General features: G+C 34.8%; 21 protein-coding genes and 5 tRNA genes. 6 read left to right on the forward strand and 20 right to left on the reverse strand.

The window, feature by feature from the left end; all coding sequences use genetic code 11:
* The 6 genes from era to IPO86_11695 are packed head-to-tail and all read left to right on the forward strand — an operon-like array spanning position 1 to position 6,945.
* A complete protein-coding gene (era, locus tag IPO86_11670) occupies positions 1-903 on the forward strand; it encodes a GTPase Era (GenBank protein MBK9728768.1) in 903 nt (300 codons plus the stop codon).
* Entirely contained in the window at positions 900-2,201 is a 1,302-nt protein-coding gene (der, locus tag IPO86_11675; protein MBK9728769.1) for a ribosome biogenesis GTPase Der, read from the forward strand. The genes era and der overlap by 4 nt, the downstream gene beginning before the upstream one ends.
* Positions 2,202-2,203: 2 nt before the next feature.
* Positions 2,204-2,749 (forward strand): dTDP-4-dehydrorhamnose 3,5-epimerase, encoded by a 546-nt coding sequence (gene rfbC / locus IPO86_11680; protein ID MBK9728770.1) that lies wholly within the window; start codon positions 2,204-2,206, stop codon positions 2,747-2,749.
* Between the two features lie 3 nt (positions 2,750-2,752).
* A complete protein-coding gene (rfbD, locus tag IPO86_11685) occupies positions 2,753-3,631 on the forward strand; it encodes a dTDP-4-dehydrorhamnose reductase (protein ID MBK9728771.1) in 879 nt (292 codons plus the stop codon).
* A gap of 8 nt (positions 3,632-3,639) precedes the next feature.
* Positions 3,640-6,354, forward strand: a complete 2,715-nt coding sequence (locus IPO86_11690; GenBank protein MBK9728772.1) for a gliding motility-associated C-terminal domain-containing protein — start codon at positions 3,640-3,642, stop codon at positions 6,352-6,354.
* Positions 6,355-6,357: 3 nt separating this feature from the next.
* Positions 6,358-6,945, forward strand: a complete 588-nt coding sequence (locus IPO86_11695) for a riboflavin synthase (GenBank protein ID MBK9728773.1) — start codon at positions 6,358-6,360, stop codon at positions 6,943-6,945.
* Between the two features lie 203 nt (positions 6,946-7,148).
* Here the strand turns inward: IPO86_11695 and rpoC are convergent, their stop codons facing one another.
* The 20 genes from rpoC to IPO86_11795 all read right to left on the reverse strand — a co-directional run bounded on the left by rpoC (position 7,149) and on the right by IPO86_11795 (position 24,975).
* Positions 7,149-11,420 (reverse strand): DNA-directed RNA polymerase subunit beta', encoded by a 4,272-nt coding sequence (rpoC, locus tag IPO86_11700; protein ID MBK9728774.1) that lies wholly within the window; start codon positions 11,418-11,420, stop codon positions 7,149-7,151.
* 21 nt (positions 11,421-11,441) lie between these two features.
* Entirely contained in the window at positions 11,442-15,260 is a 3,819-nt protein-coding gene (gene rpoB, locus IPO86_11705; GenBank protein ID MBK9728775.1) for a DNA-directed RNA polymerase subunit beta, read from the reverse strand.
* 147 nt (positions 15,261-15,407) lie between these two features.
* Positions 15,408-15,779: a 50S ribosomal protein L7/L12 gene (rplL, locus tag IPO86_11710; protein ID MBK9728776.1), complete on the reverse strand. Its 372-nt coding sequence runs from the start codon at positions 15,777-15,779 to the stop codon at positions 15,408-15,410.
* 64 nt (positions 15,780-15,843) lie between these two features.
* The gene (locus tag IPO86_11715) at positions 15,844-16,374 is read right to left on the reverse strand and encodes a 50S ribosomal protein L10 (GenBank protein ID MBK9728777.1); all 531 of its coding nucleotides are present in this window, start codon (positions 16,372-16,374) and stop codon (positions 15,844-15,846) included.
* 19 nt (positions 16,375-16,393) lie between these two features.
* Positions 16,394-17,086, reverse strand: coding sequence for a 50S ribosomal protein L1 (locus IPO86_11720; GenBank protein MBK9728778.1), 693 nt, complete (start codon positions 17,084-17,086; stop codon positions 16,394-16,396).
* A gap of 59 nt (positions 17,087-17,145) precedes the next feature.
* Complete coding sequence (gene rplK / locus IPO86_11725) at positions 17,146-17,589, reverse strand: 50S ribosomal protein L11 (GenBank protein ID MBK9728779.1); 444 nt, start codon at positions 17,587-17,589, stop codon at positions 17,146-17,148.
* 10 nt (positions 17,590-17,599) lie between these two features.
* Positions 17,600-18,148, reverse strand: coding sequence for a transcription termination/antitermination factor NusG (gene nusG, locus IPO86_11730; protein MBK9728780.1), 549 nt, complete (start codon positions 18,146-18,148; stop codon positions 17,600-17,602).
* A gap of 10 nt (positions 18,149-18,158) precedes the next feature.
* Positions 18,159-18,347 carry a preprotein translocase subunit SecE gene (gene secE / locus IPO86_11735; protein ID MBK9728781.1) on the reverse strand — a complete coding sequence of 63 codons (189 nt, stop codon included), beginning with the start codon at positions 18,345-18,347 and terminating at the stop codon, positions 18,159-18,161.
* A gap of 19 nt (positions 18,348-18,366) precedes the next feature.
* Positions 18,367-18,439 (reverse strand) — tRNA-Trp (locus IPO86_11740).
* Between the two features lie 62 nt (positions 18,440-18,501).
* The gene (gene tuf, locus IPO86_11745; protein MBK9728782.1) at positions 18,502-19,695 is read right to left on the reverse strand and encodes an elongation factor Tu; all 1,194 of its coding nucleotides are present in this window, start codon (positions 19,693-19,695) and stop codon (positions 18,502-18,504) included.
* Positions 19,696-19,744: 49 nt separating this feature from the next.
* A tRNA-Thr gene (locus tag IPO86_11750) sits at positions 19,745-19,816 on the reverse strand.
* Between the two features lie 130 nt (positions 19,817-19,946).
* A tRNA-Gly gene (locus tag IPO86_11755) sits at positions 19,947-20,019 on the reverse strand.
* A gap of 193 nt (positions 20,020-20,212) precedes the next feature.
* Positions 20,213-20,295 (reverse strand) — tRNA-Tyr (locus IPO86_11760).
* Between the two features lie 14 nt (positions 20,296-20,309).
* A tRNA-Thr gene (locus tag IPO86_11765) sits at positions 20,310-20,382 on the reverse strand.
* A gap of 170 nt (positions 20,383-20,552) precedes the next feature.
* Complete coding sequence (gene raiA / locus IPO86_11770; protein MBK9728783.1) at positions 20,553-20,876, reverse strand: ribosome-associated translation inhibitor RaiA; 324 nt, start codon at positions 20,874-20,876, stop codon at positions 20,553-20,555.
* A 29-nt stretch (positions 20,877-20,905) separates the two neighbouring features.
* Positions 20,906-21,838, reverse strand: a complete 933-nt coding sequence (locus tag IPO86_11775; GenBank protein MBK9728784.1) for a tyrosine-type recombinase/integrase — start codon at positions 21,836-21,838, stop codon at positions 20,906-20,908.
* 57 nt (positions 21,839-21,895) lie between these two features.
* Complete coding sequence (locus IPO86_11780) at positions 21,896-22,087, reverse strand: 30S ribosomal protein S21 (protein MBK9728785.1); 192 nt, start codon at positions 22,085-22,087, stop codon at positions 21,896-21,898.
* 92 nt (positions 22,088-22,179) lie between these two features.
* Positions 22,180-22,818, reverse strand: coding sequence for a hypothetical protein (locus IPO86_11785; protein ID MBK9728786.1), 639 nt, complete (start codon positions 22,816-22,818; stop codon positions 22,180-22,182).
* Between the two features lie 11 nt (positions 22,819-22,829).
* Entirely contained in the window at positions 22,830-23,465 is a 636-nt protein-coding gene (locus tag IPO86_11790; protein MBK9728787.1) for a DUF5011 domain-containing protein, read from the reverse strand.
* Positions 23,466-23,490: 25 nt separating this feature from the next.
* On the reverse strand, positions 23,491-24,975 hold the full coding sequence (locus IPO86_11795; GenBank protein MBK9728788.1) for a SusD/RagB family nutrient-binding outer membrane lipoprotein: 1,485 nt from the start codon (positions 24,973-24,975) through the stop codon (positions 23,491-23,493).
* Between the last annotated feature and the right edge of the window lie 5 nt (positions 24,976-24,980).

The raw sequence follows: 24,980 nt of genomic DNA on the forward strand, positions 1-24,980 counted from the left end.
ATGGAAACAGTGTTTAGATCAGGTTTTGTAAACTTAGTAGGATTGCCGAATAGTGGTAAATCGACTTTAATAAATGCGCTCACCGGTGAAAAAATGGCGATTATTTCACCTAAACCACAAACCACAAGACAACGAATTTTAGGATTTGTAAATGATGACTTTTGTCAAATTATTTTTTCAGATACACCCGGATTTATAGACAATGCTGCCTATCCATTGCATCTTACCATGAACATGCAAGTAAAACTTGCATTAGAAGATGCGGATTTATTACTTCTTGTTATAGACTCGAGTAAAACCCTGGAATTACCTACACACTTTTTAGAATTATTAAATGAAATCAAGATACCGATTCTATTTTGTTTAAATAAAATTGATAAATCAAATTTTCAATTGGTGGATCAAATGGTAAATTATCTTCAATCTTTACATTTACCGATTCAATCAATTCATAAAATTTCAGCTTTAAATAATTTAGGATTGGATGTGCTCTATACTGAAATAAAATCCCTCCTTCCAAAGCATCCTGCCTATTTTCCTGATGACCTATTGAGCAATCGACCGTTGCGGTTTTTTTTATCAGAAATGATTCGCGAACAAATTTACAAATTGTATGATGCTGAAATTCCGTATCATTGCTTTGTCGTAATCGAGCGATGTAAAGGTGTAGATGACAAGAAAGATATGGCTGTAATTGATGCTCATATTTATGTAGGGAAACAATCCCAGGTGCCTATTTTAATTGGCAAAAATGGGTCCAAATTAAAAGAACTAGGAACCAAAGCCAGATTAGAAATAGAACACTATCTGAACCAAAAAGTATATTTAAGTTTAAGTGTAAAATTGAGAAAAGACTGGAGAGACAACACCGCTTTTCTGAATAAATCAAGTATTTTTCAATGAGTTATACAGTAGCAATTGTAGGTCGTCCAAATGTTGGTAAATCAACATTTTTCAATCGAATGATCGGTTATAAGCAATCCATTGTGGATGACATAAGTGGCGTAACAAGAGATCGTTTATATGGTGTAAGTGAGTGGAATGGAAAACATTTCACGGTTATTGATACCGGCGGTTTTGTGTCAAAAAGCAATGATATCTTCGAGCTCGAAATTAAAAAACAAGTACAATTAGCAATTGACGAAGCAAGTTGTATCGTCTTTATGGTTGATGCATCTTCAGGTATTACAGATCTGGATGTCAATGTTACGGATCTATTAAGACGCGTAAATAAAAAAATATTTTTAGCCGTTAATAAAGTGGACAACCCGGAACGATACCTGCTTGCCCAAGAATTTTGGGGACTAGGCTTCGAACAATTATATTGCGTCTCTTCAATTTCAGGAAGTGGTACTGGAGAATTATTGGATGCAATTTGTGCATTAATACCAGATGAGGAGGAAGAGAAAATCAATTTACCTAAATTCGCAGTTATAGGTCAGCCAAATGTTGGAAAATCATCCTTCTTAAATGCATTGTTAGATGAAGAGCGAAATCTTGTAACTGAAATTGCCGGAACTACAAGAGATCCTGTTCACAGTATTTATAAAAAATTTGGTAAAGAATTTATGCTTATAGATACAGCAGGCATTCGCAAAAAAGCTAAAGTTCATGAAGACTTAGAATTTTATTCTGTGATACGAGCTATTAAAGCTATAGAAGATTGCGACGTTTGTTACCTGATTATTGATGCAACGCTTGGCATTGAATCCCAGGATATGGAATTGGTTTCATTAGTGATAAAACGAAATAAAGGTTTGGTTATACTGGTAAACAAATGGGATTTAGTAGAAAAAACCACTAAAACTTCAAAGGATTATGAAACCGTAATTCGAGCAAAAATGGCACCCTTTAATGATGTTCCTATTTTATTTATTTCAGTATTAGAAAAACAACGAATTTTTCAAGCTGTTGAAAAAGGGCTGGAAGTATATGCAAATCGAAGTCAAGAAATAAAAACTTCTGATTTAAACGATAAAATGTTGGAAGCTATATCAAAAATTCCACCACCTTCTTATAGAAATCATTTGATTAAAATAAAATATATAACACAAATTAAAAAACCATATCCTGCATTTGCGTTTTTTACGAATTATCCAGATCAAATCAAAGGAAGTTATAAGCAATTTATTGAAAATCAAATGCGTGCATTATACAATTTTAATGGCACTCCTATACGTTTGTTATTTAAGGATAAGTAAACATGAAAATAACAGAAACTCATATTAAAGGGCTTTATATACTTGAGCCTAAAATCTTTAAAGATGAGAGAGGTTGCTTTTATGAAACGTTTAATTCTAAACAATTTATCCGAAATAATTTATCCTATTTTTTTGTACAAGACAATGAAGCGGAATCCAAATTTGGTGTAATCCGAGGATTACACTATCAGCATAGCACTATGGCACAAGCCAAGTTAGTAAGAGTGACTTTTGGCGAAGTGTTAGATGTAGTGGTTGATTTAAGAAAAGGAAGCCCCACTTTTAAATCTGTATTTTCAATTATCTTAAGTAACGAAAACAAAAAACAATTGCTGATTCCTCGTGGATTTGCTCACGGTTATTCGGTTCTCAGTCCAAGTTGCCTATTTCAATATAAATGCGACAATTATTATGCAGTCAGTCATGAAGCAGGGATTAACCCCTTGGATATGAGTCTGTCCATTGATTGGAAAATATCTGAACAAGACCGTATTATTTCATCAAAAGACGCCAACTTACCTTTTTTCAATAACGCCCGATTGGATTAAATTATGAAAATACTTGTAACGGGTGCCAACGGACAATTAGCTTGGGAGTTATCACAGATATATAATAAGGAAAAAAAATTTGAATTTAAATTTTATACCCGGGAGGACTGGGATATTTGCAATTTTGAACTTTCAACGTCCATTCTAAACCAAGAAAAAGCTGACTATCTAATAAATGCTGCAGCATATACATTCGTCGATAAAGCTGAAAGCGAACAAGAATTATGTTTTCAAATAAATTGCCATGCACCTATTTCATTAGCAAATATTTGTAAGAGAAATCAAACAAAATTTATATTTCTATCGACCGATTATGTTTTTAATAGTTCCGGAAATATTCCAATCCTTGAACAACAATCGAAAAATCCAAAAGGAGTCTATGCAAATTCCAAAAGCATAGCCGAAGATGAAATACTAAAGATCAATCCGGATGCTATCATTATAAGAACATCCTGGCTTTATAGTAGCCATGGTCAAAACTTTGTAAAATCCATGTTGCGACTTTCAGAAACAACATCAAGCTTACGAATCGTAAATGACCAAATTGGAAGTCCTACCTATGCGCGTGATTTAGCAATTACAATTCTTAAAATGATCCATTTCGAAGGTGAACATCCAACAAATAAATTAGCTGGATTTTATCATTATAGTAATGCGGGTCAATGTTCTTGGTTTGAATTTGCTACTGAAATTTTTAGCTATTTAAACATAAAAATTGCATTGCATAAAATCACAACGACAGAATTTAACGCTATTGCTCACCGACCTACTTTTAGTACTTTAGATTGCACTAAAATAAAAGAATTATTAAGATTGCATATTCCACCCTGGAAGTTAAGCTTGCATAATTGTTTGGACTTACTAACTAAAAATAACACATAAGTAGAACCATGAAAGCTGGATATCTATTAACGGGACTCATAATTTTAATTGCTGGCAATTTCCTATTTGCAACTCATAATCGTGCCGGAGAAATTAATTTCAACCAAATCTCTGAGCAAAAAATATTAGTAACCGTTACAACCTATACAAAAACCAGCAGCGTTTCGGCTGATAGAGACAGCATCTTGATTGAATGGGGAGATGGCACCAGTAGCAACATTTCGAGAACTAATGGCAATGGATTTCCACTCGCTAATAATGTAAAGAAAAACATATATCAATCTGAACATACTTACCCAGGCCGGGGTACTTATATTATCAGTGTACAAGATCCCAACAGAATCGATAATATTTTAAATATTGATCCACCAAATAGTGTAAACATTCCATTTTATATCCAAACTACTGTCACGCTTTTAAATTTGCAATTTCAAAGTCCAAATAATTCGGTGAAACTTTTACAAGCACCTATTGACTTTGCCTGTGTAGGTCATATTTTTATTCATAATCCATCTGCATACGATGAAGATGGTGATAGTCTTAGTTATGAATTGGCAGTCCCATTGATGGAAAAAAACACCCCTGTTCCAAATTATTATTTTCCAAATCAAATTCAATCTGGCCTTAATAATAATATTAGTTTAAATAGTAATAGCGGAACATTTATATGGGATTCTCCTCAAAAACCAGGAGAATATAATATTGTGATTGTTATTCATGAATTTCGCAAAGGTGTAAAAATTGCTACTACTATCCGGGATATGCAAATATTTGTTCGCAATGATTGTGCCCTGAATCAGACTCCATTTATAAATGCAATAAAAGATACTTGTATAGTAGCCGGGATGGTTTTAAATTTAGATATTTTAGCAATCGATAGAGACACTGCACTGAGAGGTTCAAAAATAAAAATCGAAGCAATTGGTGCTCCTTTTTTTACCACACCTTCTGCAAGTTTTAGTCCTTCAACTCAGTATATGAATTCTCCAATACAGGCTAAATTTCAATGGGTTACGGATTGCAGTTTAATTCAAAAAGAGTATTATACCCTAGTCATAAAAGTAACCGATAACTATCTAGATACTACAGGACTCTCCTATTTACATACCATAAGAATAAAAATTGTTGGCCCTGCACCTGAAAACTTAAATTCAGTTTCACAAAATAAATCTATCTTTTTAACCTGGAATAAGCCCTACCTCTGTGATACCAATACACTCTTATTTCGTGGCTTTTCAGTTTGGCGTAAAGAAAGATCTTCGCTATTAGTATTAGACACCTGCAATCCAGGTTTAGACAGATCAAACTATACAAGAATTGCTTATTTGGTGAATCAGAATAATGGCAACAATTATTTTTACCAGGATAGTCTAATTGAAAAAGGAACATTTTACTGCTATCGTGTATTAGCCGAATTTGCAAAACTGAGTAGCTCCAATTTTCCATACAACTTTGTTAGCAGCTTGCATTCAAATGAAACCTGCAATTCGATTGCCATTGAAAATCCCTTAATATTAAATGTAGATGTTAAAAAAACAGATGCTGTCAATGGTGAAATTTTTATAAGATGGTTAAAACCTGAGCCATTGCAATTTGATACCATTTTGAATAGAGGACCTTATCGAACGGCGATTTGGCAAAGTGATGATATGTTGAACTGGCAGGAAATAAATACTTCGATTCGGAATTACCCAAGTTTTAGTGCTATTCAAGATACGCAATTTTTGCATACCACAATTAATACGATTAACAAGCAATATAGTTATATAGTAAATATTAATGCTGTGAATGCAATTAATCACGCATCCGATACCGCTCAAAATATTTTTTTAAAAGTTTCGCCTACAGATCGAACAGCGCTGCTTCAATGGAATTCAAAAACACCCTGGACTAATTATTTATATACTATTTACAGATTTAATACTACTAGCCAACAGTTTGATTCCATTGGTTTTACTGATCAAAATTCTTACAAAGACATCGGCTTATTAAATGAAGTTGAATATTGTTATCTAATTAAATCTACAGGTGAATACGGTATTGATGCAATTGAGCATCCGTTGTTTAATAATTCAAACATTCGATGTACGGTTCCTGTTGATAATCGTGCACCATGTTGTCCTGATTTAACGATTAAAGGTCCCTGTGATGAAATCATAAGTTCAAATCCAGATAAAATAATTAATAAACTTTCGTGGAATAATCCTAACTCAACATGTTCAGATCAGGATGCAATAGGATATAGAATTTATACTTTACAGGCAGGCCAACTAACATTACTTCAAGAAATAAACAATATACTTCAAACTGAATTTGAACATACACTAAACGAAAATACACCAACCTGTTATAAAATTTCTGCTTTTGATAAATACAATAATGAATGTATAAATAGTGATTCCGTTTGTGTAAAATATTGCCCGTTTTATAAACTCCCGAATACATTTACTCCAAATGGAGATGGCCAAAATGATATTTTCAAACCATTTCCCTACAGATTTATTGATCGAGTACAAATTTCTATATTCAATCGCTGGGGAAATCTTGTATTTCAAACAACAGATCCAAATATAGAATGGACAGGTTTAAATATGGCTGGCAATAAGCTATCAGACGGGGTCTATTACTATCATTGCACCGTATATTATACCGGACCAACTGTTGAAGGAACGACCTCTGAAACACTTACAGGATTTATTGAATTACTTTCAGGTAAAAAATAGAATATGTTTACTGGCATTATAGAAACAACCGGTGTTCTCAAATCAATTTCAAAGCAAAAGAACAATTTATATCTTGAAATTCAATCTGAAATATCAAAGCAGCTTAAAGTCGATCAAAGTGTTTCACATAATGGAATCTGCTTAACAGTTGTTAAAAAAACCAATAAAACTCATTTTGTTACCGCTGTAAAAGAAACTATTGATAAATCAAATATTGGCGCATTACAGCTTGGAGATCTTATTAATTTAGAACGAGCATTGGTCTTGGGCGACCGATTAGACGGACATTTAGTATCAGGACATATTGATCGCAAATTAAAGATTATAAATCAACGAGATCAAAATGGAAGTACAGAATTCATTATTGAACTTGATCCTCATTTTAAAAAGTTTATTATTGAAAAAGGTTCAATAACAATAAATGGTATTAGTCTAACGGTATCTAAATTAAAAAATAAAACATTTTCTGTTTTTATTATACCCTATACACTTGAGCATACGAATCTTAAATTAATAAAGAAAGGGGATTTTGTAAATGTTGAATTTGATATCATAGGAAAATATATTCACAGAATGTATTCTCAAAAATAAGGATGTACTATCATCATTCTGAATGCCTATGATTTCAGAAAACCTTTCATGTTACAATATATACTTACGCAGTTTACTAGTTTCTTACTTTGATATTATCATTCAGATACTTGTTACATGGGAAAATGTAGCGAAACATTAAACGATAATTGAAAAATTTCTCATGTAAAAAAAAAGGCTTTCAAATTGAAAGCCTTTTGCTACTAAAAATTTTCTACATCAGCGAGATTTCTTCTGCTATTTGTGGAGCGCACAAATAACTCTTTAAACCTTCTTGAACCAGTTCCCGCTGGAATTTTCTTTCCAATAATTACATTTTCTTTTAATCCTGAAAGATCATCACTCTTTGCAGACATTGCTGCGGAGCTTAATACTTTCGTTGTTTCCTGGAATGAAGCTGCTGATATCCAACTGCTTGTTCCAAGAGACGCTCTCGTAATTCCTAATAACAAAGGACTTGCAGTTGCAGGACTTGCATCCCGGAATTCAACTAATTTTTTGTCGTTTCTTTTTAGAAATGAATTTTCTTCTCGTAGTTGACGAATACTGACTAATTGACCCGCTTTTAATTTTATCGAGTCGGCAGCTTCAGAAACTACTTTTTTATCAAATATTTCATCATTAGCTTCGATAAATTCCCAACGATCTACAGGTTCTCCTTCAAGTAAAGTAGTATCGCCTGGATCTTCAATTTGAACCCAACGCATCATTTGACGCACGATCACTTCAATATGTTTGTCATTGATATTAATACCCTGAGAACGATAGACCTCCTGAACTCCATTAACCAAATAAGATTGTACTGCAAACAAACCTTTAATCATCATGATATCTCTTGGCGCAATGGTACCATCTGATAATGGTGTACCAGCTCTTACAAAATCACCTTCTTGTACAAGAATATGTTTAGATAAACCAATTAAATATTTTCTTCTTTGGCTAGTTCGTTCATCTTCCACAAATATTTCCCGGTTTCCTCTTTTGATTTTACCATAATATACGATACCATCTATTTCAGAAACGACCGCTGGATTTGATGGATTCCGCGCTTCAAACAATTCTGTTACTCGCGGCAGACCACCCGTAATATCTGTAACTTTACTTACGTTTCTTGGTATTTTACCAATTTTCTGACCCGCGCTAATTTCACTGTTGTCTTCAATAGTAATATATGCACCTACTGGTAAGGAGTAATTTTTTAATTCTTCACCTGCTGCATTTACAATGGTAATTACAGGAATTTTCTTTTTATTTTTAGACTCAATAATAACTTTCTCAGAATAACCTGTTTGATCGTCTCGCTCCATTCGATAGGTAACCCCTTCTTCAATAGAATCGAATTTAATAATTCCTGAAAACTCAGAAATGATTAAAGCATTAAATGGATCCCAATTACAAATCAAATCTCCTTTTCCAATTTTTTGTTTCTCTTTAACATATAATATAGAACCATAAGGAATATGTGCACTTGTAAGAATCTTATTGGTATCTGCATCCAGAATTCTAATTTCTCCGGATCTTGAAATGACAATCATATTCCTGGTGCTCCCTTCAATCAAATCAGAAACTTTTAATCCATCATATTCAATGATTCCATCAAATTTTGAAATAATTTCTGATTCTTGTTTTGAAACCGCAGCAACCCCACCCACGTGAAACGTTCTCAAGGTTAACTGTGTTCCTGGCTCACCAATACTTTGGGCAGCAATAATACCTACTGCATCCCCTTCCTCCGTAATTCTACCAGTTGCTAAATTTTTACCATAACATTTTGTACAAACTCCTTTTTTAGCTTCACATGTTAAAACGGAACGGATTGTTACAGATTCTATTTCTAATTTTTCAATTAACTGTGCTGTTTTATCGTCTATATATTCTCCGAAATGAAGAATAATTTCATCTGTTATTGGATGAAAGATATTATGTAAGCTAAAACGACCTACAATTCTAGAAGACAAGTTTTCAATTACTTTATCATTATCAATCAGCGCGGTGGTTTCAATTCCTCTTAATGTATTACAATCTTCTTCTGAAATAACAACATCTTGAGATACATCCACTAACCTTCTGGTTAAGTAACCCGCATCTGCTGTTTTTAATGCAGTATCTGCCAAACCTTTCCGGGCACCATGCGTAGAAATAAAGTATTCCAATACACTTAATCCGTCCTGGAAATTTGAAAGAATTGGATTTTCAATAATCGCACTTCCTGTATCGCCAGACTTTCTAGGTTTTGCCATTAAGCCTCTTAATCCACACAACTGTTTAATCTGTTGTTTGGAACCTCTGGCTCCTGAATGCAGCATCATATACACAGAATTAAATCCACCTTTATGAGCGGCTAATTCCTTCATTAAATTATCGGTTACACGATTATCTGCATACGTCCATCTGTCAATGATTTGGTTATAACGTTCATTGTTTGTAATCAAACCCATATTATAACTATCCCAAATTTCTTCGACTTCTTTTTGTGCTTCATCTAGTGTTTTTTGTTTAATAGAAGGTGTAATTAAATCCCCTAAATTAAACGACAAACCAGCTTTAAATGCCCAATAAAAACCTAAATCTTTAATTGCATCTAAAAACTTAGCGGTTACTGCAAAACTAGTTCTGACAATAATATCACCGATAATTTGTTTAAGATTTTTCTTGGTTAATAATTCATTTAAAAATGGAACTTCTTCAGGAACAAATTCATTTAACAAAACGCGTCCTACGGTTGTGCGTATGAGTTTCATTTCAATGGTACCTTGTTCGTCTTCCACTTTTGCTTTTACCCGAACAGGGTCATGCAATTCGATTTTCTTTTCATTGAATGCAATTACAACTTCCTCTGCACTATAATAAATTTTTTCTTTTTGTTCTTTCGCAACTGCCCGTTCCTTCGTAAGATAATACAAACCAAGTACCATGTCCTGTGAGGGTAATGTCACTGGAGATCCATCCTGAGGATTTAACATGTTATGACTAGCCAACATTAATAGTTGTGCTTCCAGAATCGATGCATTACTCAATGGAACGTGAACTGCCATTTGATCACCGTCAAAATCGGCGTTGAAGGCACCACAAACTAAAGGGTGAAGCTGAATTGCTTTTCCCTCAATAAGGAGTGGTTGAAACGCTTGAATTGATAATCTGTGTAAGGTAGGTGCTCGATTCAATAATACCGGATGGCCTTTTAATATATTTTCAAGAATATCCCAAATAACAGAATCTTTTCTATCTACTAATTTCTTTGCTGATTTAACAGTTTTTACAACTCCACGTTCTATTAGCTTACGGATAATAAAAGGCTTAAACAACTCAGCTGCCATATTCTTTGGTAAACCGCATTCGTGTAATTTTAAAGTAGGACCTACTACAATAACTGAACGACCGCTATAATCTACCCTTTTTCCTAATAAGTTTTGACGGAAACGACCTTGTTTTCCTTTTAAGATATCGCTTAAAGATTTTAAAGCACGTCCACCTTCTGCTTTTACTGCATTCGATTTTCTTGAATTATCAAACAAGGAATCAACAGCTTCTTGCAACATCCTTTTCTCATTTCTAAGAATTACTTCAGGTGCTTTAATTTCCAATAATCTTTTCAGACGGTTGTTTCGAATAATTACCCTACGGTATAAATCATTTAAATCGGAGCTTGCAAAACGACCTCCATCTAATGGAACTAAAGGTCTTAATTCTGGTGGAATGACAGGCAAATATTGGATGATCATCCATTCTGGCTTATTATTCTTAGAATTTAAACCTTCTCTGAATGCTTCTGCAACTCTTAATCTTTTTAATGCTTCTGATTTTCTTTGTTGTGAAGATTCATTAGAAGCCTGATGTCTAAGATCATATGATAGATCATCTAATTTAAGACGGATCAATAATTCAAAAACAGCTTCGGCACCCATTTTAGCAATAAACTTATTTGGATCTTTATCATCCAACATTTGGTTTTCTTTTGGCAAAGAATCTAATACTTCAAAGTACTCTTCTTCTGTCAATAAGTCAAGATAACCACTCCCAGTTCCAGCTGCAACACCTGGTTGAATCACAACAAAACGCTCATAATAAATTATGGATTCGAGCTTTTTAGAAGACAAGCCTAATAAGTAACCAATTTTATTAGGTAAGGATTTAAAAAACCAAATATGTACTACCGGGACCACTAATTTAATGTGTCCCATTCGTTCCCGTCTTACTTTCTTCTCTGTTACTTCAACACCACAACGATCACAAACTATACCTCTGTATCGAATCCTTTTATATTTTCCACAATAACACTCATAATCTTTAACAGGACCAAAAATTCGCTCACAAAACAGACCATCTCTTTCTGGCTTATAAGATCTATAGTTTATCGTTTCAGGTTTTAATACCTCACCAAATGAACGCTCCAAAATATCATCTGGAGAGCTCAGACTGATTGTAATTTTATCAAATACCTGATCTTGTTTTGTTATTTTGTTTTTAAATGCCATAATTTTTATTTAATAGAGCGTTTATTCAAATTTTACATCCAATACCAATCCTCTTAATTCATGAATCAAAACATTAAATGATTCTGGAATATTTGGTTCCGGAAGATTATCACCTTTTACAATTGCTTCATAAGCTTTGGCACGACCAATGATATCATCTGATTTAATGGTTAACAATTCCCGCAAAATATTTGCAGCACCAAATGCTTCTAATGCCCAAACCTCCATCTCTCCAAATCGTTGTCCTCCAAATTGAGCTTTACCGCCTAATGGTTGTTGCGTAATTAAAGAGTATGGTCCGATTGAACGAGCATGCATTTTATCATCTACCATGTGTGATAATTTCAACATATAGATAACACCTACTGTAGCCTGCTGATGGAAACGGTCTCCAGTTTCGCCATCATATAAATAAGTTTGACCAAACTGAGGTAACTCTGCTTTTTCGATGTGTTGGTAAATATCGTGAATCGTTGCACCATCAAATATTGGTGTTGCAAAATGCAATCCCATTTTTTTACCAGCCCACCCAAGTACCGTTTCAAAAATCTGACCTAAGTTCATCCTTGAAGGTACCCCTAATGGATTTAAAACAATATCCACTTGAGATCCATCTTCTAAGAATGGCATATCTTCAACACGCACAATTTTTGAAACAATTCCTTTATTACCGTGACGGCCTGCTAACTTATCACCAACTTTTAGTTTTCGTTTTTTCGCAATATAAACTTTCGCTAATTTCAATACACCCGCAGGTAATTCATCTCCAATACTAATATTGAATTTCTCACGCTTATACTTTCCTACTTCTTCATTCACTTTAATATTATAATTGTGAAGAAGTTTAGCAACCAATTGATTTTTATCCGTTTCTTTAATCCAATTGAAATAATCCACTTTCGTGAAATCAATTTTCTTTAAAAGTGCATTTGTATATTTGGAACCTTTCGCAATCAATTCTTCACCATAGATACTTTTAACGCCACCTGAAACCTGATCTTTTATTAACTTCAAAAGTTTATCAATCAAAATCGTTTTCAGCTCATTTAAAGCAACACCATGTTTATCATCTAATCGGGTCAACAAATCTTTCTCTTGTACTTTCTGGAATTTATCCTTTTTTGCCCGAGCATACAATTGTTTATCAATTACGACCCCTTCGATGGATGGTGGTACTTTTAAAGAAGCATCTTTAACATCACCTGCTTTATCTCCAAAGATGGCACGTAATAATTTTTCTTCAGGAGTTGGATCTGTTTCTCCTTTCGGTGTAATTTTTCCAATTAAGATATCCCCTTCTTCTACATTTGCTCCAATTCTTATAATCCCATTTTCATCAAGATCTTTGGTAGCTTCTTCACTAACATTTGGGATATCATTCGTTAATTCTTCCTCCCCTAATTTTGTATCCCGCACTTCCAATTCAAAACTTTCGATATGGATGGAAGTAAAAATATCCTCTTGAATTACACGTTCTGAAATTACAATAGCATCTTCAAAATTATAACCTTTCCAAGGCATGAATGCAACTTGAAGATTCTGGCCTAATGCAAGTTCACCATTTTCTGTTGCATATCCATCTGAAAGGATCGTTCCTAAACTCACCCGCTCTCCTTTCATTACGATTGGCTGAAGATTGATACACGTAGCTTGGTTTGTTCTTGCAAATTTTGTTAGAGAATATTCCTTTACATTTTCTTCAAATGAAATTAAATTTTCCTCTTCTGTATGATCATAACGAATTACAATTTTTGTTGCATCGGCAAATTCTACTACACCTTCTCCTTCTGCTGTAATCAACATCCGGGAATCATGTGCAACCTTTGCTTCCAAACCAGTTCCGACGATAGGAGCATGTGGACGAATCAAAGGCACTGCCTGACGTTGCATGTTAGATCCCATCAAGGCTCTGTTTGCATCATCATTTTCAAGAAATGGAATCAGGGATGCTGAAACTCCTACAATTTGATTTGGAGCAACATCCATAAATTGCAATTCCATTGGTTCGAGTACAGGAAACTCTCCGTGTTCACGACCTTTCACTTTAGGTATTTGAAAATCTCCTTTTTTATCTACTGGAATATTTGCTTGCGCAATTTTTGCATAATCTTCTTCTTCGGCAGACAAATATTGAATACCATGTTTAATATTTACTTTACCGCCATCCACTTTCCAATAGGGCGTTTCTAAAAATCCCATGGAATTAATTTTGGCATGAACACACAGCGTTGAAATCAATCCAATATTGGGTCCTTCCGGTGTTTCAATTGTACATAAACGACCATAATGCGAGTAGTGAACATCTCGAACTTCAAAGCCTGCACGTTCTCTCGATAAACCTCCTGGTCCTAATGCAGATATTCTTCGCTTATGTGTAATTTCCGAAAGTGGATTTGTTTGATCCAGAAACTGCGACAATTGACTTGTTCCGAAAAATGAATTGATAACAGAAGAAAGGGTTCTTGCATTGATCAAATCAATCGGTGTAAAAACCTCGTTATCCCTTACGTTCATTCGCTCCCGGATGGTTCTCGCCATACGTGCTAAACCCACACCAAACTGAGCAAATAATTGTTCACCAACGGTACGAACTCTTCGATTACTTAGATGATCGATATCATCTAGTTCTGCTTTTTGATTGATTAATGAAATGAGATATTTAACAATTTCTGTAATATCTTCTTTTGTTAAAACTAAGGTATCATCCGAAGTTTTTTGATTTAATTTCTTATTGATTTTATATCGGCCTACATCTCCTAAATTGTATCTTTTATCAGAAAAAAACAATTTATCAATAATACCCCGTGCAGTATCATCATCCGGTGGATCGCTACCACGCAACTGACGGTAAATATGGATTACAGCCTCCATCTCCGAACTGGATGGATCTTTTTGAAGTGTATTATAAATAATAGAATAATCTTCTGTAATATCTTCTCTTTGAAGAATGATAGAATCTACAGAAGCATCTGCAATTAATTTCACATTATCTTCATCCAGAATAGTATCCCGTTCTAAGATGATTTCATTTCTTTCAACTGTTACTAATTCACCAGTATCTTCATCCACAAAATCTTCTGTCCATCTTTTAAGAACCCGAGCGGCTAATTTTCTACCAATCGCTTTTTTAAGATCTTTAGCAGTTGTTTTTATTTCTTCTGCAAGATTAAATAAGTGCAAAATATCTTTATCCGAAGTATAACCAATGGCTCTCAACAGAGTTGTCACTGGGAATTTCTTTTTCCGATCTATATAAGCATACATCACTAAGTTGATATCGGTTGCAAATTCCATCCAGGCTCCTTTAAATGGGATTACTCTGGCAGAAAATATCTTGGTACCATTAGGATGATATGTCTGGCTAAAAAATACACCAGGCGAACGATGCAACTGAGAAACGACAACCCGTTCAGCACCATTTATAACGAATGTACCTTTTGGAGTCATGTACGGGATGTTTCCTAAAAAAACATCTTGTTCAATCGTTTTAAAATCGACGTGTTCTTCATCATTACAAGACAAACGCAAACGCGCTTTCAAAGGAACTGAAAATGTCAATCCTCTTTGAACGCATTCATCAATTGTATAACGAGGTGGATCTACATAGTAATCCAAAAACTCCAAAACGAAGATGCTTCTTGCATCTGAAATTGGAAAATTCTCTTTAAATACTTTAAAGAGACCTTCATTGATTCTTTTATCAGGAGTTGTTTCCAATTGAAAAAACTCCTTAAATGATTTAAGTTGAATTTCCAAGAAATCTGGATAAGGTACATTCAAAGGTGCCTTACCAAAATTATGTCGGACTCTCAGTTGTGAATTTGTTGCGGTTGAAGCCATGTTTCTTTAGAATTTAATATATAACCCGTTTCCGTGTCTTATAAATTTAAACTATGAATGGCCTAGATCATAAATTCATATGATCTAAGCCAGGCATATATGTATTCCTTTTTTACCAAAGGTATACTGTGAGTGCTATCCGTAAAATTATTTTACTTCAATCTCAGCACCCGCAGCTGTTAATGTATCTTTCAAAGAGTTCGCCTCTTCTTTAGAAACACCTTGTTTTAAAGGAGATGGAGCACCGTCCACTAAGTCTTTTGCTTCTTTAAGACCTAAGTTCAATAAGTTTTTAACTTCTTTGATTACGTTTAATTTGTTGGCACCACCTGATTTCAGAATTACATCAAATTCAGTTTGTTCTGCAACTACAGCAGCAGCAGCAGGAGCAGCAGCAACTGCAACAGCAGCAGCAGCTGGTTCGATACCGTATTTGTCTTTTAGAACAGATGCCAATTCGTTTACGTCCTTAATGGTAAGGTTTACTAATTGGTCTGCTAAAGCGTTTACATCTACCATGATTCTTTTTTTGTTTACAATTGTTAAAAAATGTATGCGTCTATTACTTGGAAGCCTTAATTAATTATGCACTAGCGCGTTCTTCAAGTGCTTTTACTAATCCGGCAATCTTATGACTACCAGATTTCAATGCGCCAATAACGTTCGTTGCAGGTGACATTAACAACATCAACACATCTCCAATTAATTGTTCTTTTGATTTTAATGCAACCAGAACTTTCAATTGGTCATCCCCTGTGAATACTGCTGAGTCTATATAAGCAGCTTTTAATAAGGGTCTTTCATTTGTTTCCCTGAATTCCTTAATCAATTTTGCAGGGGCTGATGCGTTGTCTGTAAATAATATAGAAGAAGGGCCTTCAAAAGCTGAATATAATGCTTCGTATCCTTTATCTGCTTCTAATTCCTGAAGTGCTTTAATAGCTAAAGTGTTTTTAACCACTTTCATTTCTATCCCTTGTTCAAAGCACTTTCTACGAAACTGATTTACTTTCTCCACGGTGAGTGTAGATGCATCTGTTACATAGAAAAACTGTGCATTTGAAAATTTATCTTTTAGTTCCTGTATTGCTACTGATTTATCTTCTTTTGTCATGATCTTAAAGTTTTAGAAATTAATGAACCATTCTTGTGTCAATACCAATTCCTGGACTCATGGTAGATGCCATAGAAATGGTTCTAAAATACGCCCCTTTAACGGTGGATGGTTTTAATTTATTAATAGCATTAATAAGTTCACCTGCGTTTTCTTTTAATTTTTCAATTGAAAAAGAAACCCGCCCAACAGAGGAATGGATAATTCCAAATTTGTCCACACGAAATGCGATTTTACCACCTTTTACATCATTTACGGCACCTGCTAAATCCATTGTAACAGTTCCTGTTTTTGGATTTGGCATTAAACCCCGCGGACCTAAAATTTTACCAATTTTTCCTAATTTAGCCATTACGGTAGGCATTGCAATAATTACATCAATGTCTGTCCATCCAGCTTCTATCTTTTGAATAAATTCATCTAATCCAACAAAATCCGCACCTGCATTTGTTGCTTCTGCTTCTTTATCAGGTGTACATAACACAAGTACCCGCTTTGTCTTACCGGTTCCATTTGGTAATGTCACGGTACCGCGAATTGCTTGATCTGGTTTTCTAGGATCAACACCCAATCGGATGTGAAGATCAACGGAAGCATCAAATTTGGTAGTATTAACTTCTTTTACCAAAGAGCAGGCTTCATCCAAATTATAAAGTTTCTTAGGATCTACCTTTCCGTTAATTGATTTTCTTTTTTTTGTAATATGCGCCATTCTTAATGGGTTTTAGGTTTTAGCGTTTCGGTATTAGCGAAACTCCCTGTTAATAAATATTAATTCTGCCAAGGTGCACTTCCAGAAACGGTCAAACCCATACTTCTGGCAGTTCCTGCAATCATTTTCATAGCTGACTCCTTTGTAAATGCATTTAAGTCGGTCATTTTATCTTGTGCAATGGTTTCTACTTGTTCCCAGGAAACTGAACCTACTTTTTTACGGTTTGGTTCTGGTGAACCACCTTTTAATTTAGCTGCTTCTAAAAGTTGCACAGCTGCGGGAGGTGATTTAACTACAAAATCAAAAGATTTATCTTTAAATAGCGTAATTACTACAGGCAATAATTTTCCAGGTTGGTCTTGTGTTTTTGCATTAAAACGTTTACAAAACTCCATAATATTTACCCCTTTCGAACCTAAAGCAGGTCCGACAGGAGGTGCTGGATTGGCTGCGCCACCTTTTACTTGTAATTTTATATAACCTTCAATTTCTTTTGCCATAAAACTTCAATTAATTCGTTTTTTCAACTTGCATAAAATTTAATTCCACCTCTGTGCCTCGGCCAAATATTTTTACGATTACTTTGACTTTTTTCTTTTCCTCATTTACTTCTTTGATATCACCAACAAAGTCATTAAAAGGTCCATCAATAATCTTAATCGTTTCCCCAATGATAAATGGTTCGATCATTGTTTCACCAACCTCTTGAGATTCATCCACTTTCCCTAACATTCGATTGGCTTCAACCTGTGTCATGGGAATCGGATTATTCCTTCCAAGAAAATGAATAATGTCTGGCATATTGGTAATATGCTGTACAATTTCTCCACTGAGTTTACCTGTTACAGCTTCTACCAATAAGTAACCAGGAAGAATATTTCGTTCCATAATTACTTTTTTGCCATTTCTAATTTTATATACTTTCTCCGAAGGAACTATTACCTGTGTAACAAATTCAGACCATCCGGATCTAACAATTTCTACTTCTAATCGTTCGCGAATTTTTTTCTCCTTTCCGCTAATTACTCTTAATGAATACCATCTTTTATCATCACTCATTGGGCGTTCATTATAAGCTATAGATAAACGTAAGAACCTGGTTGACAGCAAAGTCCATAACAAAAACTATAATTGACAATATGACGGCAGAAATAACTACCACCTTCGCACTGTCGACTAAGTTTTGCCTGGTTGGCCAGGAAACTTTTTCCATCAACTCATTATAACTTTCTCTCAGATATAGTAATATCTTATCCATCGCTTTTAAGTTTCTTTTGCACGGGCAGAAGGACTTGAACCCTCAGCCTACGGTTTTGGAGACCGTCGCTCTGCCAGTTGAGCTATGCCCGTATATCTCAAATCAAGAATAACTAAAACCTTATTCCTGATTTGAGAAATACACAAAATTATTTTTAATCAAGAATTTCAGTTACCTGACCTGCACCAACGGTACGGCCACCTTCCCGAATCGCGAAACGAAGACCTTTCTCCATTGCAATTGGGTTTATCAACGCTACTTCTAAAGATATATTGTCTCCAGGCATAACCATTTCAACACCTTCAGGTAAAAATACTTCTCCTGTTACATCTGTGGTTCTAAAATAGAATTGTGGACGATATCCTTTAAAGAATGGTGTATGACGACCACCTTCATCTTTTGAAAGTACATAAACTTCACATTTGAATTTCATATGAGGCTTCACAGATCCTGGCGCACAAATAACCATGCCTCTACGAATATCATCTTTCTCTATACCTCTTAATAAAATCCCTGCATTATCACCAGCTTCTCCACGATCCAATAATTTACGGAACATTTCAACACCTGTACAAGTAGATGATAAAGGTTTGGTTCCTGCTGGCATCATTCCTATGATCTCAACGTTTTCACCAACTTTAATCACACCTCTTTCTATTCTACCCGTAGCTACTGTTCCACGACCTGTAATAGAAAATACGTCTTCTACTGGCATCAAAAATGGTTGATCTACTAAACGTATTGGTTCTGGAATTTCTTTATCTACAGCATCCATTAAATCATGGATTGCTTGTTTACCTGCTGGATCACCTTCTAATGCTTTTAAAGCAGATCCTTTAATAATAGATATATCCCCTTTATATTCATATTTATCTAACAACTCACGAACTTCCATTTCTACAAGATCCAACATTTCAGGATCATCAACAAGGTCTACCTTATTCATAAAAACTACTACTCTAGGTACACCAACCTGACGTGCTAAAAGAATATGTTCCCGAGTTTGTGGCATTGGACCATCTGTTGCAGCTACCACCAGAATTGCACCATCCATTTGAGCAGCACCCGTAACCATGTTTTTAACATAATCCGCGTGACCCGGGCAATCTACGTGTGCATAATGCCTGTTTTTTGTTTCATATTCAACGTGTGCGGTATTAATCGTAATACCTCTCTCCTTTTCCTCCGGAGCGTTGTCAATCGAATCGTAATCTTTTTTCTGAGCTAGACCCTGCTCTGAAAGAACAGAAGTAATTGCCGAGGTCAAGGTCGTTTTACCGTGGTCAACGTGACCGATGGTACCTATGTTGACGTGAGGTTTTGACCGATTAAATGTTTCCTTTGCCATTGGTGACTAATTTTACTTTTATGTTTAAATGAAAATTTCTACTCTTTTGAGCCAATGAAGGGAATTGAACCCTTGACCCCTTCCTTACCATGGAAGTGCTCTACCCCTGAGCTACATTGGCTGGAATTAATAGGATCTGGTTTATAACCTTCCTTGATTCTTTTAAAATTCAAGATTCTACCGTTGTAAAATCTGTTTGTTTGTTTCATACTTTATTTAAAATAGATAAATAAAGATTCCATATTCTATTGAGCGGGAGACGAGACTCGAACCCGCGACCCTTAGCTTGGAAGGCTAATGCTCTACCAACTGAGCTACTCCCGCAATGCTGCGTGTGTGTGAATGTGTGTGTGTGTGTGTGTTGATCTTTAAATATACTTAATTTAACAATCTTTATGCTAAACCATTTAATGCAGAATTTGAATCTTGGAGCACTCTTAGTTTTTGATACCTAATAAACACCTTTGTGTGTTACTATTTTCATTCCCTATTTCACGCTCACACTCATTCTGAATTGTGGGGGTGATTGGACTCGAACCCATTCAGTCATAGACACCAGATTTACAGTCTGGCCCGGCTCTCCAACTCCGGCGCACCCCCTACACAATTTATAGAGCCAGTGGACGGACTCGAACCCCCGACCAGCTGATTACAAGTCAGCTGCTCTACCAACTGAGCTACACTGGCCTCTATTACTAATCTAAAGGACATACGACTATACCCTTCAAAAAAGAGATTGCAAAGATATAACTATTTGAAAAAATAGAATGAAAAAAATATCAAGTATTTGTTAATCCGAAGCTTAAATTATAATTGATTGATTTTCATATATTTAGAGAAATGAAATAAATTAAAATTCACTGTTTGAATGAATCTTTGTGCTTTTCTTGAATACGCTCCTTGTATCTTGTCAACTGTTTTTTGAGCGTGGCCATTACATCAGAGAGTGCTTCTTCAAAGCTCTTACGAGTACTTTTTACGACCATAGGTTGACCTGGTAGGTTTATAATAACTTCAATAATTTTATCCTGTATTTTTCCAACGTGCTCCAATTTAAGGATCACTCTCGCCTCAATAGCCATATCTTGAACATAATGAGCCAGACGTGCTATTTTTTCCTCAATCAATGAAATGAGTTTCAAATCAGCATCAAAATGAATGGATTGAATTCTAGTTACCATAGTTTTAGAATATTTAGTGAATAAATGATTTACCTTCTGATTACAAGTGAATCCTCCATAGAATTGTTGGATCTAAAAGCCCGAGGATGTGCTTGCGAATATGCCTTTCTTAATTGTTCAATAGAATTGTGGGTATACACTTGCGTTGCAGCAAGTGAGGAATGTCCTAAAAGTTCTTTAATTGCATAAATATCTGCACCGTGATCTGCTAAATGGGTTGCAAAACTGTGTCTCAATATATGAGGACTCTTTTTAGAGCTGTTTGAACGATACTTAAGCCATTGACTTACTAATAAATATACCATTTTAGGATATAACTTCTTTCCATTCTTCATTACAAAAAAATTCTCCACATCTACCAATTTTATATCCTCTCGTCTTATTATGTAACGCTCAAAATTTTGCCTTAGTTCATTACCAAAAGGAATTATTCGCTCCTTCCCCCCTTTTCCCATAACTTTCAATTGCCCTTGATCCAATTTAACATTTTTGTATTTTAGATCGATAAGCTCTGATCGCCGAATACCTAAGCTATAAAACGATTTTACGATAAGATCCGTCAACATTTCTTTATAATCGTCCGGATCATCGTTTTTATCTGAATCTAAAAATATCATTTCAGACTCTTTGACAATAATTGGCAAGCGTTTCTTTATTTTAGGAGCTATTATTTTTGCTAAAGGATTACTTGTTGCCAATTCACGCTTTAGAAGAAAGCGATAAAATGTATTTAAACTGGAACATTTTCTTCGAATGGATCGGGTATCGATACCTCTTTCATTCATTTTAGCCAACCAGGAACGAATATGAATACTTAAAACTTCCTGAAATGAATGAAAGTTATATTGATTCTTAATAAAATCTTGAAATTGCCTGACATCGAGCATGTAGGCTTCACAGGTATGCAAAGAATATCGCTTTTCAGCACTTAGAAAACGATGAAATAATAAAACACTATCCATAACTTAGATCAAAGCTAAGTCATAGATTACAAACAATATAAATATTAAAGATAAATATTATATGTTACGAGAAATATATTCTTCCCGGTAGACTGCTTTTAACACTTCTGATCTTCTTTCAATAGAAGGCTTTGTGAAATGTTTACGATTCCGAAGTTGACGCAAGGTTTGAGACTGCTCAAATTTCTTTTTATACTTTTTGAGGGCCCTGTCAATGGATTCTGAGTCTTTTACATCAATAATGAGCATAAATTTTAAATATTTAGGAACGCAAAGGTAAGCAATAATTTTTAATAAAAAAGCCAGGATTTTCCTGGCTTTTTTATTAATTAAATTAAAATTTAATGTTCATCTTCTAAAAATCCAGTCCGTCTGTATCCAGAAATAGCATATGGACCATCATCTGCAGTCAGTGTGCTCACTAATTTCCAAACAACGGTGGTATCTACCCCATTAATTTGGTAAGTATCTGCCATATAGTTAAATTGGGAATAAACTCCAGTCATTAACATATACAAAGAATCCGTTGTTGTTTTTGAAGGTGGCCTTGCAGCATTTTTCAAAATTTTTCCATTTGTGATTTTAATCTTAGCTGGCGTTGCAGAAAGAACAGTTTTTACAGTTCCGATGGCCACAACTGGTTTGCCAGTTGGCGCTTTATGAGTAGCATCATACAATAAATTATCATCATCTGAACTAAAGCTTAGATCATTAATATTTACAGATAATTTATTTTGAGTGGAGAAAAAATGATCGTGATCGAAAAACCACATTTTGTCTGCTGTATTCGCGGCTGTATTGGATGTTGTACACATACTATAATCAACATACAAAGTGCCATCCGTTGCATCTGCTAATTGCAAGAACCACTCTCCTGCCATGCTCTGCACAGCGGTTCCGGTAATTGCCGGCTCATCTGTAAGATCACAACTTTGAAATGTAATAAGAAATAAGAATACTAAATATTTTATACTTTTCATAAATTCAATATTTAAAGTTTAACAAAGGTTCTAACAGCTGGTCCATATCCAGAGTTAATGACTCTCCAGGAATATTTTACCCCGAGTTCAAAATTCGTCATATCACAATAAAAAGGTGAGCCAGCTACTAATTGCAGAGGAACTCCTAATTTCTTAGTCTGATAATGATAGAAATAAACAGTAGTAGCAGGTCCAGGTGCAGCAACACCGCCTACATTATCACTGGAATAAAAGTTATCCGATATTTTTTTGACCGTACTTACGCCCAGTGCACCTGCATTTCGTTTATATTGACCTGACATATCAACACCTTCAACTTCTGGAGCGATAACACCAATATATCTGTATTCTGTTGCAGAATAACCATCTTTATTGACAGCTGTATAGGTAATGGTATATACGCCGGGTACATTCGTATCTACCTGATCCCCACCAACAGCTAAGGTAATTTCGGTTTCACCTTCAAAAGCTTTCGCTCCCGGATCAGTCCATGAACCACCTTGCTTTACCGTATTCCATTGCTGACCAGTTAAGGTTATTATTGGAAAGTACGTGATTCTGGATACATTATCTGTTGTTTCTTCTTCACAAGATGATAATAGAAAAAAACTAGATACTAAAAGATATAATAAGCTATAATTTTTCATTTTAAAAGTTTTTATTTAATAATAATTATTTTGCCCACCACACTTTTGTAGTAATTGGAGTAAAAGCTGGAGTATTTGGATTCACCCTTCTGGAAATATCTGGATAGATTAATCGTTTTGGAAATGCACCTCCGGTTACCCCTTGAATTGAATAGGTAAACTGACCCGGAATATAACTGGGATTTACTTCACCATTCGGATTATATGCCGGAACACTTGATATTCTTGGGTAGCCTGTCCTATTGTGATCAAAATAAGATTCGTGACCTTGATTAACACTTCCTGCCCATTTCTGAACAATAATTGCTTCTAATTTTTGATCAAACGTACCACCAGAAGGATATTTATAGTCACCATCTAATAAGGATTGTGGTGCTGTTAAACCAAATTTATTAAATGCTGCCTTGACACCATCGTAATAATTTGATTCATCAGAACTATTACCAGCCCTCAAATTTGCTTCTGCTAACATAAAATGAATTTCATCTAATGAAAACAAATAAACGGGCGTTGTTGGAGAAAAATTGGCTTTGGAAGTTTTGTCACCTGGGGTAACTGAAGTCAATTCATTAAAATCTCCTTGAGCCAATGCAAAATGACCTGTAGCACCTGTAGTAAAATAAGCATCTAACCTTGGATCTGCATGCAATTGTAAAAATGAAAGAAAAGTAAAACTTGCTCTTAAATTCGTAGCAACATTTAATTGTCTCACATTGTTTTCATACAAAGGATTTGACCGATTTGCTTCATCAATAAACACATCAATTGTCGCTGCTTCCTGCAAAAAATTATTAGTCGCTAATAAGTCTTTAATTTTAACAAGAGCATCTGCTTTTCTTGCACTTTCAGTTTGACGAAGATAAATTTTCAATTTTAATGTATTTGCAAATCTTACCCAGCTATTGATTTGAGCAGTTCTATTCGTTCCACCAAAAACAAAATCTGTAGTCAATGCCGTATTTGTGGCTGCTGAAAAATCTTTTGATAAAGCCTCGTTTAAAGCGGATATCATTCCATCATAAACAACTTCACCATCATCCCATTTTGGTTTAGAAAGGCTTTCCCCCTTTAACGCTTCCGTGTATGGAATTTTATCATAAAAATCAGCTAATAACTGAAATCCATAGGTCTGCATACACACTGCTTGTAAATATGCATTCCAATTACCAGATGCCGATGCTTGTCTCTTGATTTCTTCAAAATCAACTAAACCATCACTAAACATTTCTGTCCATGCAATTTCTAAATCTTTATCTGTTAAATCATAGGAGTCAATGTCTTTATACTGAGATGCAATATGACTTTGCGTCCAGTGCTGTGACCATAATCCTCCTAAAAGTGCATAATCACCTGCCATCGCCGATGCTATCTGCATTTGAGCGTTTGGCAAAATCAAATCTAAGCTAACCTGTGAAGGATTATTTGGATCTGTATTTACATCTAACCAGTCATTACAAGATCCAAATAGTATTATACAAAGAACAATATTTAATTTTAATATATTTTTCATACTTA

Source organism: Saprospiraceae bacterium, from assembly GCA_016717265.1.
Taxonomy (GTDB): domain Bacteria; phylum Bacteroidota; class Bacteroidia; order Chitinophagales; family Saprospiraceae; genus Vicinibacter.

Excerpts from the sequence above, each read along its gene's own strand:
- IPO86_11790 (MBK9728787.1), bottom strand. The coding sequence starts at position 23,465 with ATGAAAAATTATAGCTTATTATATCTTTTAGTATCTAGTTTTTTTCTA.
- IPO86_11695 (MBK9728773.1), top strand. The coding sequence starts at position 6,358 with ATGTTTACTGGCATTATAGAAACAACCGGTGTTCTCAAATCAATTTCA.
- rfbD (MBK9728771.1), top strand. The coding sequence starts at position 2,753 with ATGAAAATACTTGTAACGGGTGCCAACGGACAATTAGCTTGGGAGTTA.
- IPO86_11780 (MBK9728785.1), bottom strand. The coding sequence starts at position 22,087 with ATGCTCATTATTGATGTAAAAGACTCAGAATCCATTGACAGGGCCCTC.
- IPO86_11715 (MBK9728777.1), bottom strand. The coding sequence starts at position 16,374 with ATGACAAAAGAAGATAAATCAGTAGCAATACAGGAACTAAAAGATAAA.
- IPO86_11795 (MBK9728788.1), bottom strand. The coding sequence starts at position 24,975 with ATGAAAAATATATTAAAATTAAATATTGTTCTTTGTATAATACTATTT.
- rpoB (MBK9728775.1), bottom strand. The coding sequence starts at position 15,260 with ATGGCTTCAACCGCAACAAATTCACAACTGAGAGTCCGACATAATTTT.
- nusG (MBK9728780.1), bottom strand. The coding sequence starts at position 18,148 with ATGAGTGATGATAAAAGATGGTATTCATTAAGAGTAATTAGCGGAAAG.
- rpoC (MBK9728774.1), bottom strand. The coding sequence starts at position 11,420 with ATGGCATTTAAAAACAAAATAACAAAACAAGATCAGGTATTTGATAAA.
- tuf (MBK9728782.1), bottom strand. The coding sequence starts at position 19,695 with ATGGCAAAGGAAACATTTAATCGGTCAAAACCTCACGTCAACATAGGT.
- IPO86_11720 (MBK9728778.1), bottom strand. The coding sequence starts at position 17,086 with ATGGCGCATATTACAAAAAAAAGAAAATCAATTAACGGAAAGGTAGAT.
- rplK (MBK9728779.1), bottom strand. The coding sequence starts at position 17,589 with ATGGCAAAAGAAATTGAAGGTTATATAAAATTACAAGTAAAAGGTGGC.
- IPO86_11690 (MBK9728772.1), top strand. The coding sequence starts at position 3,640 with ATGAAAGCTGGATATCTATTAACGGGACTCATAATTTTAATTGCTGGC.
- era (MBK9728768.1), top strand. The coding sequence starts at position 1 with ATGGAAACAGTGTTTAGATCAGGTTTTGTAAACTTAGTAGGATTGCCG.
- raiA (MBK9728783.1), bottom strand. The coding sequence starts at position 20,876 with ATGGTAACTAGAATTCAATCCATTCATTTTGATGCTGATTTGAAACTC.
- rplL (MBK9728776.1), bottom strand. The coding sequence starts at position 15,779 with ATGGTAGATGTAAACGCTTTAGCAGACCAATTAGTAAACCTTACCATT.
- rfbC (MBK9728770.1), top strand. The coding sequence starts at position 2,204 with ATGAAAATAACAGAAACTCATATTAAAGGGCTTTATATACTTGAGCCT.
- der (MBK9728769.1), top strand. The coding sequence starts at position 900 with ATGAGTTATACAGTAGCAATTGTAGGTCGTCCAAATGTTGGTAAATCA.
- IPO86_11785 (MBK9728786.1), bottom strand. The coding sequence starts at position 22,818 with ATGAAAAGTATAAAATATTTAGTATTCTTATTTCTTATTACATTTCAA.
- secE (MBK9728781.1), bottom strand. The coding sequence starts at position 18,347 with ATGGATAAGATATTACTATATCTGAGAGAAAGTTATAATGAGTTGATG.
- IPO86_11775 (MBK9728784.1), bottom strand. The coding sequence starts at position 21,838 with ATGGATAGTGTTTTATTATTTCATCGTTTTCTAAGTGCTGAAAAGCGA.